General features: G+C 70.0%; 11 protein-coding genes. 2 read left to right on the top strand and 9 right to left on the bottom strand.

The window, feature by feature from the left end; translation table 11 throughout:
• Positions 1-14: 14 nt before the first annotated feature.
• A complete protein-coding gene (locus tag AB0A63_RS12950; RefSeq protein WP_360389414.1) occupies positions 15-1,292 on the bottom strand; it encodes a hypothetical protein in 1,278 nt (425 codons plus the stop codon).
• Positions 1,282-1,992: a cytochrome b5-like heme/steroid binding domain-containing protein gene (locus AB0A63_RS12955; protein WP_360389417.1), complete on the bottom strand. Its 711-nt coding sequence runs from the start codon at positions 1,990-1,992 to the stop codon at positions 1,282-1,284. Before AB0A63_RS12955 ends, AB0A63_RS12950 begins: the two co-directional genes overlap by 11 nt.
• A 371-nt stretch (positions 1,993-2,363) precedes the next feature.
• On the opposite strand from AB0A63_RS12955, the gene AB0A63_RS12960 reads away from it, so the two are divergent.
• Positions 2,364-3,128: a pectate lyase gene (locus AB0A63_RS12960; RefSeq protein ID WP_360389420.1), complete on the top strand. Its 765-nt coding sequence runs from the start codon at positions 2,364-2,366 to the stop codon at positions 3,126-3,128.
• A gap of 39 nt (positions 3,129-3,167) precedes the next feature.
• Here the strand turns inward: AB0A63_RS12960 and AB0A63_RS12965 are convergent, their stop codons facing one another.
• The 6 genes from AB0A63_RS12965 to AB0A63_RS12990 form a co-directional block, all read right to left on the bottom strand.
• Entirely contained in the window at positions 3,168-4,313 is a 1,146-nt protein-coding gene (locus AB0A63_RS12965) for an enolase C-terminal domain-like protein (RefSeq protein WP_360389423.1), read from the bottom strand.
• The gene (locus AB0A63_RS12970) at positions 4,310-5,578 is read right to left on the bottom strand and encodes a sugar ABC transporter substrate-binding protein (RefSeq protein WP_360389426.1); all 1,269 of its coding nucleotides are present in this window, start codon (positions 5,576-5,578) and stop codon (positions 4,310-4,312) included. Before AB0A63_RS12970 ends, AB0A63_RS12965 begins: the two co-directional genes overlap by 4 nt.
• Positions 5,579-5,587: 9 nt before the next feature.
• A complete protein-coding gene (locus AB0A63_RS12975; RefSeq protein WP_360389429.1) occupies positions 5,588-6,469 on the bottom strand; it encodes a carbohydrate ABC transporter permease in 882 nt (293 codons plus the stop codon).
• Positions 6,466-7,341 carry a sugar ABC transporter permease gene (locus AB0A63_RS12980; protein ID WP_360389432.1) on the bottom strand — a complete coding sequence of 292 codons (876 nt, stop codon included), beginning with the start codon at positions 7,339-7,341 and terminating at the stop codon, positions 6,466-6,468. Before AB0A63_RS12980 ends, AB0A63_RS12975 begins: the two co-directional genes overlap by 4 nt.
• Positions 7,338-9,521 (bottom strand): pectinesterase family protein, encoded by a 2,184-nt coding sequence (locus AB0A63_RS12985; protein ID WP_360389435.1) that lies wholly within the window; start codon positions 9,519-9,521, stop codon positions 7,338-7,340. Before AB0A63_RS12985 ends, AB0A63_RS12980 begins: the two co-directional genes overlap by 4 nt.
• Positions 9,522-9,877: 356 nt before the next feature.
• On the bottom strand, positions 9,878-11,074 hold the full coding sequence (locus tag AB0A63_RS12990; RefSeq protein ID WP_360389438.1) for an MFS transporter: 1,197 nt from the start codon (positions 11,072-11,074) through the stop codon (positions 9,878-9,880).
• A 71-nt stretch (positions 11,075-11,145) separates the two neighbouring features.
• Between AB0A63_RS12990 and AB0A63_RS12995 the strand changes: the two genes are divergently transcribed.
• On the top strand, positions 11,146-12,129 hold the full coding sequence (locus AB0A63_RS12995; RefSeq protein ID WP_360389441.1) for a LacI family DNA-binding transcriptional regulator: 984 nt from the start codon (positions 11,146-11,148) through the stop codon (positions 12,127-12,129).
• A gap of 4 nt (positions 12,130-12,133) precedes the next feature.
• Here the strand turns inward: AB0A63_RS12995 and AB0A63_RS13000 are convergent, their stop codons facing one another.
• On the bottom strand, positions 12,134-13,045 hold the full coding sequence (locus AB0A63_RS13000; protein ID WP_360389444.1) for a cellulose-binding domain-containing protein: 912 nt from the start codon (positions 13,043-13,045) through the stop codon (positions 12,134-12,136).
• Between the last annotated feature and the right edge of the window lie 250 nt (positions 13,046-13,295).

A 13,295-nucleotide genomic window follows, 5' to 3' on the forward strand; every position in this document is an offset into this window, starting at 1 on the left:
CGTTGCCGGCGGGGTCAGATCGCGAGCCCTGTGCGCTCGTCCCGCGCGTGTTGCAGTTTGCCGGCCATCTCGGTCCACGTCGCGTCCGCGATGAAGGTCTGGTCGTGCGCGGTCGACTGGTTTCGCCCCACGATCGTTCCCACACCGAGGTAGTTGACCACTTTTCCCTTGTGCACTCCCAGGAAGCCGGAGTCGCCCGCGAAGGCGGAGACGGCGTCGTTGAACGCTTCCACGGCCGTGGTGTGCCGTGCCGGCGCGACCTCCGCCAGGCCTGCCACGTACCCGCGCAGGCCGAGGTCGCGGACCAGGTCGAAGAACGACCGGTGTTTCCGCGGCAGTTGGCTGCCGCGCAGCTCCTGGGCGAACACACCGAGCGTCGAGTCGTACTGCGTGCGGCCGATCAACGCGTCGAACAGGTGCACCAGGGGTGTGGCGGAGCCGCTCGGTCCGGTGGGGTAGCCGGGCGGCGGAACCGTCCAGGTGACGAGGGTCTTGGCCCAGTCGACCGGGTCGCAGAAGGTCGTGCTGTCACTGCGCGGGCTGACCCGGCGGAAGGACTTCGTCGCCCGCCGGGCGCACTCGGCCGCGACCAGCAGGACCCGGCAGACCTCGTCGTGCGCGTCCGGGCCGTGCTCGCGCACCACCTGCTCCAAGCGGCACAGTTCCCCCACCATCGGCGTCGCCGCGGCGTTGATCTCGAAGAAGGCCGAGGTGAACACCTGCTCGGCGCGATTGTCGTACACCGGGAGCGAGGGACGCAGGTTCTCGATGACCGCGTCCTCGATCCGGTACTCCCCCGAGGGTCCCACCAGGCCGGGATCGCTGAAGGTGACGTTGTTGAACACCCAGTCCTCCAGGGTGAGCCCCGCACCGTCCCGACCGAGCCGGTGGCACACCTGCTGCCACGGCTGTGTGATCGCCGGGGGCAGCTGATCCGGGATGTCGCGGTTGCGGGACACGTACATGCGCGCGACGCCGAACCGCCAGTAGGAGTGAGCCACCAGGCCCAGCACGGTCGCCGCCCGCTTGACCTGGTCGTCAGGAAGATCGTCCGGACCTGCGGCCAGCAGCGGGAGGTCCGCGATGATCGCTTGGGCGTCCTGGGCGAAGGCGAGCTCCGGCAGCCGCGCGGCCACCTGTTCCCAAGCCGCATGCGGACCGGTCAACGGCGAACTGGCCACCGTCCGGGGCATGAACCCGTGGTCGACGGTGATGTCGCCGTCCAGGTTCCTGGCCGAACCCGCGGAACAGGTGGCGATGTGCTGGGCGAGCGAATCCGGTTCAGGCATCATCGAGTTCCACCTCGTCATCGTTGTAGACCCAATCCTCGATCACCGACATGACTTCCCCGACGCGGTCCGCTGATTCGGTGCAAGACGTGCGGAGCGCACGCACGGCCACGGAAGTGCGAACGATCAAATCGTCCAACAGGACGACGCAGTGTTGCTGAATCCATTGCGCCAACGACGCGGTGGCGGTTGTGTCGGCCTTCGCCAACGATTCCTCCACACGGGCTTGGGCATCGGCTGAGAGCTCATCCAGTCGCCGCAGCATCGCGGGATCCGCAGTCCGCCCGAGCAGCGCGGAGAACCCTTGGACGAAGGTTCGGAGGTGGTCGTCCAGGAGGTGGCGGTAGGACTGACCGAGGTAGATCAGGTCGTGAACGGGGTTCCTCCCCGCGCTGTGCTGGACGGCGAAGGAGTTGCGCACCAGCCTGATGTGGTCGAGCAGCTCACCGAGGGGCGCCCACGCGGTGGGCGGCGGAACGTCGTCGACCTCGGCGACGGCGAGCTGCCGCACCTTGTGCCGAACGCCGGGACGTGCGTGCGCCGACACGTGGTGAAAATCCACGGACGCGTCTCGTCCCAGATTTGCGAGCAACACCGCTTCGCCACCTGGATGCCAGCGCAGGAACTCGCTCACGTCGAGAACTTGCGTGTCCACCACGATCAGTGGACACGACATTCCCGACCTTTCGAGGACATCTTCCATCGACATGACATTTCGATCCACGCTGATGCTCCAAGCACGGGGAATTCGAACTCGACGCCTGTCCGCAGTACGATTAGCTCCATCTAACGAAGCATCCGTCATCTGCACAAGATCGGGTTCCACAGCGTGGAACGCCGCACAGTCGAGCCATTCGCCCCGATGATCTTCGATACGACAATCGATTGTCGCACTTCGGCAACGTTGACAACTGTCCTATGATCCCCACGGGCTGCGCGGGACTCCCGCGTCGTACCCGGTCCGGTCAACCTCTTCGACGTTGTTCGAATCGAACGTTCGAATGCGGTTGACAGAAAACAGCACCGCTCTACGATATAAAATACCGCCGCGCATCCACTTCAAGCGGAGCGCACATGAAGAAACTGGCAACAATGGTGTTGGCCGCGGCACTGGCCGCGTTCCTCGCACCTCAGGCACAGGCAGCGGGCAGCACTTTCCCCACCCCGGTGGGCCAGAAGGCCGTGGGTGCCACGATCAAGGTCTCGTCCAGCGGCTACGACGGTGGCATGCAGCGGTTCTACGGCACCGGGAACCTCGGTTCCGGTGGCCAGGGCGAGGGTCAGGACCCGATCTTCCAGCTGGCCGACGGCGCGACCCTGCGCAACGTCGTGCTCGGCGCGCCGGCGGCGGACGGGGTCCACTGCCTGGGCACCTGCACGCTCTCCAACGTGTGGTGGGAGGACGTCGGCGAGGACGCTGCCACGTTCAAGGGCACGTCGTCTGGGCAGACCATGACCATCACCGGCGGCGGCGCGCGCAAGGCGTCGGACAAGGTGTTCCAGCACAACGGACCGGGCACGATGATCATCCGCAACTTCCAGGTGGACGACTTCGGCAAGCTCTACCGGTCCTGCGGCAACTGCAAGACGCAGCACAAGCGGAACGTGGTGCTGGAGAACATCACCGCGTTCTCGCCAGGCAAGGCCCTCGTCGGCATCAACACCAACTACGGTGACACGGCCCGGTTCTCCCGGATCACGATCGTCGGCGACAGCAGCCGCAAGATCGCGATCTGCGACAAGTACCAGGGCGTGACGAGCGGTGAGCCGAAGAAGATCGGTACGGGCGCGGACGGGAAGAACTGCTTCTTCTCCGCATCCGACCTGACCTACCGCTAACGGATCGGGGCCCCGGCGAAATGCCGGGGCCCCGATTTCTCACCACACTTCAAGGGTGTGAACTCCGATGTACTCCGAATTCCAGTCGTCACCGATTCCCGGTAACGCGGACAACGCGACCGTGCCGTCCTCGTCGAGTGGGTCGGGAATGGAGTTGCGGTGCGGTGGCACCCGGTCGAAGTCCACGTGCGGGTGCAGCAGGCCGCGTTCGTACCACCGGCCCGCGTCGGTGGCACCGAGCACGGTCAGGCTCGCGCTGCCGTTGCCGTGCACCTCGCAGTCCATGTTGAACGCCTCTGCCAGGTGCACGGTCTTGAGCACTGGGGTGATGCCACCGGACCCGGCCGGGCCCGCGCGCAGCACGTCGCACGCGCCGGCCGTGATCCACTCGGCGCGGGTGAGGTGCTTACCCCAGGCGACCTCCGGGCCGATCACCGGGATCGCCAGCTGCTCTGAGAGCCAGCGGTAGGAGCTGATCGAGGCCTCCTCCATCGGTTCCTCGAACCAGTAGAAGTCCAGCTCCTCCAACGCCCTGCCGAGCTTGAGCGCCTCGGTGCGCGAGTACCAGTGGCTCGCGTCGAGCATCAGCTCGACGTCCGGTCCCACGGCCTCCCGCACCGCCCGGCACGCCTCGACGTCCCGCGCGACGCTCGGCGCACCCGGTACCGGCGGCATCCACGTGTGCAGCTTGATCGCCCGGTACCCGGTCGCCACGAGCTGTTTTGCGAAGTCGGCGTAGTCGCCCGGCGTCGCGAGGCCGCCGGTGTCACCGCACATCGTGCTGGCGTAGGCGGGCACCCGGTCGCGGGCGCCACCGGCCAGCCGCCACGCCGGCAGCTCCGCCCGCCGTGCCACCAGGTCCCACAGCGCCTGGTCGACGAACCCGAGCGCCCGGTCGGTGAACCCGCCGTGCGCGCCGCGTTGCCGCCGGGCCAGCAACCGCCACAGCTTCTCGCGGTCCCACGGGTCCTGCCCGAGCAGCACCGGCCGCACGTGCTTGTCGAGCACCGCCGGGCGCAGCTGGTCCGGCTGCACCTGGCAGTACCCGGTCACGCCGTCGGTGTCGGTGATCTCCAGCAGCGCCTCGGTCACCTCGTGCTCGGGCGCCGGGTGCCGGTGCCCCTCCGCGTCGACGGACGTGCACGCGGTCGTCGTGAACGTCCGCACCGCGACCCGGTCGATCATTTGCGCTTCTCCCAGTCCTGCTGGGCGGTCGTCAGCTTGGTGGCGAGCTGGTCGAGGAACTCCTGCGCGGGCATCTGGCCGAGCAGCACCTTCTGGTACAGCGGCTCGGTGTCGGTCTTGGTGATCGAGGAGTACTCCGGCAGGTGCACCGGTGCCGGCACGAGCACGGTCGCCGGGTCCTCCAGCACGCCGAGCGCCATCTTCACGGCCGGGTTCTTCTGAATCCACTCGGCGCCGCGCACGTCGGTGTTCGCCGGGATCTGCCCGACCTTCTCGTTCCAGTAGCCGTTGCTCTCCGCGGACACCAGGAACTCGACGAACCGCCACGCGGCGTCGGTGTTCTTGCCGCCCTTGAACACCGCGAACCCGTCGGTCGGGTTCGGCACCACCGTCCGCTTGCCCGACGGCCCCTTCGGCAGCGGCATCGCGGCGACCCGCTCCGGTCCGAGCGTCTTCATGACGTCCGCGGTCGACCCGAGGTTGTGGTGCATCATCGCGACCGTGCCACCGGTGAACTGGGCGACCATCTGGGTGTAGTTGTTGTTGACGTCGGCCTCGGGCGTCGCCTTCTTGTAGAGGTCGGCGACCTTGCGCACGAGCTCGGCGTTGCGCGGGTCGGCCACCGTGCTCTTCCCGCCGTCGTAGAACTTCTCGACACCGGAGTAGGAGTAGGCCTCGGACAGCAGCTGGAAGACGGACCCCGCGCCGCCGCGGATGGTGAACCCGTACTGGTTGGCCGCCGGGTCGGTGAGCTCGGTGGCGGCCTGCACGAGCTCGTCCCAGGTGACCGGCTCGGTGATCCCCTTCTCCTCGAACCGGTCCGACCGGTACCAGACGACGTCCATGTTGCCCGACGCGGGAACGGCGTAGAGCTTGCCGTCCGACGACGTCTGCCGCACGGTCTCCAGCAGCCCCGGGATCAGCTTGCCCTTGAGCGAGCTGCCCTCCAGCCGCTCGTCGACCTGCTCCAGTGCGTCCTGCCCCGCGAGGTGCGCGAGGTAGGACGTGGTGACACCGCCGACGTCCGGTGTGGAGCCGCCGGCGATGGCCGTGTCGTACTTCTGCTGCACCGACGAGCTGGGGATGCCGACGTACTCGACCTCGACGTCCGGGTTCGCGGCCTCGAAGCGCTTGATCAGCTCCTGGTAGATGGGGGTGCGGCCGGGACCGCCGTTGTTGTCCCAGAAGGTGATCGTCGTCTTGTCGTCCTGGGCTCCGGCACACGCGCCGAGCAGGAGTGCCAGCGCGACCAGCAGTGCTCTCATCTCTCTCCTCTATCCCTTCACTGCGCCGGCACTCAGTCCCTGCACCAGGAACCGCTGCACCACGGCGAAGACCAGAACGACCGGCACCGCGGCGACGACGCCACCCGCCGCGAGCGCACCGAAGTCGGTGTTGAACTCGCCGAGCGCGTAGCTCAGCCCGACCGGCAGCGTGAACTTGTCCTGCTTGCTCGCGAACATCAGCGCGAACAGGAAGTTGTTCCAGGCGCCGATGAACGCGAACGACCCGACGGCCACGAGTGCGGGGCGCAGCTGCGGCAGGGTCACCGCGAAGAACGCGCGCAGCCGGGTGCAGCCGTCGACCATCGCGGCCTCTTCGAGCTCCACCGGCACGTTGCGCACGAAACCGCTCATCAGGATCAGGGCGAGCGGCAGCTGGAACGCCGTGTCGGCGATGACCAGACCGGTGAGGCTGTTGAGCAGGCCGGCGCCCTTGAAGATCACGAACAGCGGGATCAGCAGCATCGCGCCGGGGATGAACTGCGTGCACAGCAGTGCCAGCAGGAACACCCGCTGGCCGCGGAACCTGAACCGCGCCAGCGCGTAGCCGCCCATGAGCGCGAACACCGTGACGACGACCAGGGTGCCGACGGCGATGATCAGGCTGTTCTGGAAGAACAACCCGAACCCGATGCCGTTCCACACCGTGTCGAAGTGCTCGAACGTGATCGGCCACGGCACCAGCGCGGTCTCCCCCGCGGGCCGGAACGCGAAGACGAGCATCCAGTAGAACGGGATCAGCGTGAACAGCAGGTAGAGCACCAGCGGGAGGTGCAGCCGGAAGTAGCGGCTCGGGTCGCGCTGCCTGCGGCGCCTGGGCGGTGGTGGCGGCGGGTCGAGGGCCACCTCCGGGCGGACGAGGGTCTGGGTCATGCCCGGCTCCCGAACTTGGACAGCCTCAGGTAGAGGATGGAGAAGAACAGCAGGATCACGAAGCCGGCCATCGTGAGCGCGGAGCCGTAGCCGAAGTCGTGCGAGTCGACGGCCTTGCGCGCCACGTACAGCGGCAGCGTGGTGGTCTGGTTCGCCGGGCCACCACCGGTGAGCGTGTAGATCAGGTCGACGTTGTTGAACTCCCACACCGCGCGCAGCAGTGTCGAGAGCACGATCGCGTCGCGCAGGTGCGGCAGGGTGACGCTCACGAACCGCCGCCACCGCCCGGCACCGTCGACCGAGGCGGCCTCGTAGAGGTCGTTCGGGATGGTCTGCAGGTCGGCGAGCAGCAGGATCGCGAAGAACGGCACCCCGCGCCACAGCTCGGTGACGACGGTCGCGGGGAACACGGTCGCCGGGTCGCCGAGCACGGACGTGCCGGGATCGCCGATGCCCCACTGGGCGAGCTGCTGGAAGATGCCCGTCGAGGGGTTGTAGAGCAGGATCCAGATGCCGGTGGTGAGCACACCGGACACCGCCCACGGCGAGAACACCAGTGACCGGGCCAGCGCGCGGCCGACGAACGTCTCGTTCACGATCAGCGCGAGGACCAGCCCCAGCACCAGCTGCAGGCCGACCTCGACGAACACCCACTTCGCGCTGAAGGCGAGGCTCTGCCAGAACAGCTGGTCCTCGAACAGCATGCGGCGGAAGTTCTCGAAGCCGATGAAGCCGTTCTTCCACGGCTGGGTGACGGTGTGCTGGCGCAGGCTGAACCACCCGACGCTCGCGATCGGGTAGACCAGGAACACGAGCATCAGCACGAGCGTCGGGGCGATCAGGGCGTAGGGCGCCCAGGTGCGGGTCCTCACGCGGGGTTCCACCCGCCGAGGTAGGCGCTCTTCGTGTACTGCCGCGCCTGGTCGTCGGTGAGCTGCGGCCGGTCGGCACCGGTGCCCGCGCCGGGGCCGGTGTTGCGGTACTCGGCGAACCGCGCGCCGCGCCACGGGAAGCCGGACATGTCCGTCCACGGCGTGCGCTTGATCGCGGCGGGCAGCTCGGTGTTGCGGATGACGACCTGGGCGATCGCGTCCGGGTCGCCGCTGGGGTGCCACGGGCGGCCGAGGTAGTAGGTGCCGGCCGGGGCGTCGCTGCGGATCTTCGAGTCGACCACGAGGAAGCCGTACGGGTTGTCGCGGCGGGTGCTGGCGGCGGTGACGTAGCCGTTCGGGTCCCCGCCGCGGTTCAGCGCGGTGATGGTGGCGCGTTCGAAGACCGCGGTGGCGCGGCCGAACAGGAAGTCGACGTCGCCGGTGATCGCGCAGTCCCGGTAGTACTGCCGCGCCTTCGTGCCCACGGCGGCGGTGTCGGCGTAGAGCGTGTCCTGGTGGCCCAGGAAGTGGACGCGGTCGAACAGCATCCGGTCGCCGGTGGCCTTGACCGCCACGGCCTGGGTGGCCGTGATCTCCGGGTGCTTCGCGCGGTCGAAGGAGTTGCTGAAGGTGAGGTCGCGCGCGGTGAAGTCGTCGGCGGCGATGGTGGCGGTGGCGCTGCCGGTCGTGCCGTAGGTGGTGCCGTCGGGTTTCTTGGTGCCGCTGGCGTTGTCGAAGTCGACCACCACGTCCTGGGCACGTCCGGTGGCGCCGCGCAGGGTCAGGCCGCGCTTGGTGGCGGGAACCTTGACGACCTCGCGGTAGACGCCCTGGGGCAGGGTGACCACACCGCCCGCCGGTGCCGCGTCGATCGCGGCCTGCACGGTCGCGAAGCCCTGGCCGACGACGAGGTGGTGCCCCGCGGGCTGGGCGCCGGCCCTGAGGTGCCGGACCCGGTGCGCGGGTTCGAGGCCGCGGTTCAGCGCCGGGGTCCAGCCGGCGTCGGTGCCGAGCTGCTTGTCCGGGAACGCGGCGTTGTGCGCGGCCACCAGGCTGACGGGCCGGCCGTCGACCAGGTTGCCGGTGTCGGTGAGCGCGGTGCCGCCCCAGTTGTGAACGACCTCCTCCGGCGCGATGCCGCGGATGAAGTTGTTCTGCGCGTACAGCTGTGACCGCACGCCCACGCCCCAGCTGTAGACCTGCTCGCCCTCGTAGAGGTTGTTGTAGACGTGCACCTGCCCGAACCGGACGCGGGGCGCGCGTTCCTGGACGTTGCGGAACACGTTGTGGTGCACCGAGACGCGCAGCTTGCCGGGATCGGTGGTGGAGGTGTTCGACGAGCCGATCAGCATCGTCTTGCCGTGGTCGGCGAACACGTTGCGGGACACCGTGACCAGGTCGCTGCCGGTGGTGATGTCGAGCTGCCCGTCGTGCACCTGGTAGGGCCGTCCGAAGTGGAGCGGAGCGGCGCTGTCGAGGTTCGGCTCGTCGGTGAACGTGTTGTGGTCCACCCACACGTGCTCGGACCGCTGCAGCGACACCGAGTCGTAGAGCGAGTTCCAGTTGCCGGGGGACGCGCCGGGGCTGGTGTCGGTCGGGTCCCACTGCGGGAAGCAGTCGTGGGTGTCGCGGAAGGTCAGGTTGCGCACGACCACGTTGCGCACCCCGTGGATCCGCAGGCTGCCACCGGTGATCCCGGCGCCGCGCCCGACGCCGATGATCGTGGTGTCGGAGCCGACGTCGAGCGCGATGGCCGCCTCCTGCCGCTTGGCCGACGCGACCCGCGCGTCCTCCAGCGGTCCCTCCGGCTCGCGCTCCCAGCCCCACACCGCCGGGTCGTAGGCGGCGAGGTACCCGGCCCGCGTGTAGCCGCCGGTCTCGTAATCGGTGCAGCGCAACGGTTTTCCGTCCGCACCGGTGTTCGCGTCGATCACGCCCCTGACCTTGACGATCCGCGGCGCGGGTGCCGCGAGCGCCGCGACGAGCTCCGCCCGCGTGCGCACCTCGTGCACGTGACCGGCGGGTGCCGCGGCACCACCGGTCGTGCCGGGCCCGCTGGACGCCCAGCCGTCACCGGCGGGCAACACCTGCCGGGCCGGGTCGTGGCCGGCCTGCGCGGGCACGCCCACCACCCCGGTACCCAGGCACGCCACAACCACCGCACCAACGAAAAGCCGCATCGGGGAATGCCCTCTCGATCGACTGATTCACATTCTTGAACGACGTACACAAGCGTGAAGCGAGTATTGCGCTCGTTTCCGGCGCACGTCAACGAAGTGAATTCATTCGACGAAGAGGTGGGGCGTTCGACGTTCCTTCGAATCGAATGCCGTCGAACCGCATTTGCCCCGGAGGAATGTGCCGCGCAGCAAGGAGCCCGTCCCACCGGTGCCAGGCAGCGGCGGAACGGGCTCGGTGCGGTTGCTCGTCCAAGCAGGTTGCCAGCTGTTGTGCCTTCAGCGCCCCGCATTCCCGACCTTGCTCTACTGGCGTCTGCAAGGAGGGGAAGGGGGCGGGCGAGACTTCTGGCCAGGGTTTAGCGGCTGACCTCCTCCGGGACTGACTGCGGCAGCGGTCGCAGCGCGGGCACGAAAGCCAGCGCGGGCAGCAGCAACAGCGGCACGACCAGCAACCCGCGCAGCACCCCGACGTGGTCGCCGAGGAACCCGACGAGCGGCGGACCCGCGAGGAACGCCGTGTAGCCGATCACCGCGACCACGCTGACCCTGGCCGCCGCGTGCGCCGGGTCGTCGGCCGCGGCGCTCATGCCGACCGGGAACCCGAGCGCGGTGCCCAGCCCCCACACCGCGACACCGGCGATGGCCAACCCGGGTGAGCCGGCGAACACCGCCAGGGTCACGCCGGCCGCGGCGAGCAGCATCGTCACGACGAGCACCGGCACGCGGCCCCACCGGTCGAGCGCGACGGTGCCGGCGATCCGGCCCGCGGTCATGGTCGTCACGAACACGCCGAACACCAGCGCGCCGGTGCCGGTGTCGAAGTCGTAGCCGTCGACGAACGCCACCGCGACCCAGTCGTTGGCCGTGCCCTCGGTGAACGCGAGCACCAGCACCAGTGCGCCGACCAGCAGCGTGCGGGGTTCGCGCCACGCGGCCAGGACGCCGCTACCGGTGCCGTGCTCTGGCTCACCCGCGAAGCGGTAGGTCCGCGCTGCCAGCAGGGTGCCGGCCGCGACGACCGCCGCCACCACGAGCAGGTGCGCGGTCACCGGCAGCAGCAGCCACGCCACCAGGGACGCGAGACCGGCCGCGGCCACGGTGCCAAGGCTCCACATCGCGTGGAACCGGGGCATCACCGTCTTGCCCAGCGCGCGTTCCACCTCGGCGGCCTCGACGTTCATCGCGACGTCGCAGGTGCCCGAGCCGTAGCCGAGCACGAAGATCCCGATCGCCGTCAGCGCGACCGACGGGACCGCCCCGATTCCCGCACCCGCCACCGCGAGGCCGGTGCTCACCACGGCCGCCGACAGCACCACGGTCCGCCGCGGGCCGAGCCGGTGGGTCACCTCCCCCGCCGTGAGCATCGCGAGGAACGCGCCCGCCGACATCGACAACAGCAGCAGTCCCAGCGCACCCGCGGTCAGCCCGAGCGCCTCGCGGGCGACGGGCACGCGGGCGAACCAGGTCGCCACGGCCACGCCGTTGAGCCCGAACGTCACCGCGACCCCCGCTGCGGCCGCGCGGACCTGCCCGCGTGTCACCGTGAGCGTCATCCGGTTCTCCTTTCTCGATCCACAAAGCCACACCCCACACGTGGAAGCGCTTCCACCGCAATACTGCGGAGATGACGGGACAACACACCCCGACACTGGACGACGTGGCCCGCGCCGCCGGCGTGTCCAGGGCCACCGCCTCCCGCGTGGTCACCGGGCAGGGCGCCGCCTCCCGGCAGGCGCGCGACCGGGTGGCCGCCGCCGTGGCGATGCTGGGCTACGTGCCCGACGCCGCCGCCCGCGCACTGGCCAGCCGCAGCGGGACCCGGCTCGCCATCGCGGTCATCGGCCACACCGCCGCCGTGCTCGACGACCCGTACGTCGGCCGGGTCCTCACCACCGCCGCGCACACCGCCGCCGAACGCGAGGTCGGCGTGTCCCTGCACTGGTTGCCCCTGCACGACCCGGCGTCGCTCGCGCGGCTCGCCGAGACCCGCGGGCTGGGCGGGCTGCTCGTGGTGAACCCGACGCAGTCCGCGCTCGACGCGGTGCCGCGGTCCCTGCGCGGCCGGGTCGCCGCGATCGGGGTCGGCACGCGGCACGTGCCGTCGTTCGACGTCGACAACCGCACCGGCACCGAGGGCGTCGTGCGGCACCTGGCGAACACCGGCCGGCAGCGGATCGCGATGGTCACCGGTCCGTCGTGGCTGCCGTGCGGGGACCGGGCCGTGGCGGCCTACCGGCGGGTGGTGCACGCCTGCGGCGGCGAACCCAGGGTCGTCCCCGGCGACTTCACCGCCGCCCGCGGTGCCGAGGCGGCCGTCGAGATCATGGCGCGCTGGCCGGACACCGACGCGGTGTTCGCGCTCAGCGACCTCACCGCGCTGGGTGTCCTCGACGGACTGCACGCGCTCGGCGTCCGGGTGCCGGGCGACGTGGCGGTCGCCGGGTTCGACGACATCGCCTTCGCGTGCCTGAGCCGCCCGGCGCTCACCACCTCGACGCACCCGGTGGAGCAGATCGCGGCGGCAGCGGCACAGGCCGTGCTCGACCGCCACGACACGGGCACCGCCACTTTCTACCCCTCCACCCTGGTGGTGCGCGAGAGCGCCTGACGGCCTACTCCGCGGTGCAGTTCTCGCCGTTCAGCGTGAAAGTGCCGGGAACGGGGGTACCGCCGCGGGTGGAGCCGGTGAAGCCGATGACGACCGTGCCGCCGGCCGGGAGCTGCGCGTTGTAGCTCGCGTTGGCGGCGTGCACGGTGGAACCGGACTGGCGCGCGGTCGCGTTCCACATGCCCGTCACGGACTCCCCGCTGCCGAACGTCCACCGCAGCGTCCAGCCGTTGACCGGCCGGGTGCCGGTGTTGCGCACGGTCACGCCGGCCTGGAACCCGCCGGGCCACTGGCCGGTGACCCGGTAGGCGACGGCGCAGACCCGGGCAGGTGGTCGCGGCGGGACCGTCGTCGTCGGTGCCGGGGCCGGACGCGGCGGCACGACCGCGGTGGGTGCCGGTGCCGTGGCGCCCGGCGCGGGCGGAGGGGGCGGTACCGGCGCCGGGAGAGGCGGCACCGGTACCGGTCCGGGGCCGGGGACGAGGTCGAGCCCGTTGCACGGCTCGCCCCACAGGCCGAGGTCTGCGGCTGCGGCCTGGGACTCGGCGGCCGGCAGCGGGCCGCCGTCCACGTCCTGGGCCCGCAGCACACCCTGCCGCACCGCGAGCTGCGCGTAGTCGGCACCGTCCGCCGGCACGATCTTGACGCCGCCGCTGAGGAAGTCGACCCGCACCGCGCCGGCCAGCAGCGTCGTCCGCGCGAACGCGAGCGCCGCCTCCGCCCAGCAGTCCGCCGGTGGCGCCAGCTGGGCCACACGCACCGTCGTGCCGTCGGCCAGCTCGACCGCCCTGGGGTCGAGCACGTCCCGCACGTGGTGCAGCACGCCCCGGGAGATCGTCTCCTCGTTGACGAGCGAGGGCGGTGGTGCTGTGGGCGGTTCCGCCGTGCACGCTCCGGTGAGCAGTACCAAGACCACGAGCAAACTCCTGCGCGTCACCACAACCCCTGTTGTCGTTCAACCATCGACAACCCCAGGGGTTCGCCCCGCCGGTTCAATCGACCGTTCGGAGTGGACTACCTGCGCGGAACGGGTGCGGTAGCAGCACCGGCCACAGTGGACAGACTGACCGCGGACGCGGCCAGCAGAGCGAGCGTTCTGGTCATCGGTTCTGCGTTGAACGCGCGATGTTCACGCTAACAACCACCGAGGCCGCTCACGGGACGTC

Origin of the sequence: Lentzea sp. NPDC042327 (assembly GCF_040647275.1) — a bacterium.
GTDB lineage: Bacteria > Actinomycetota > Actinomycetes > Mycobacteriales > Pseudonocardiaceae > Lentzea.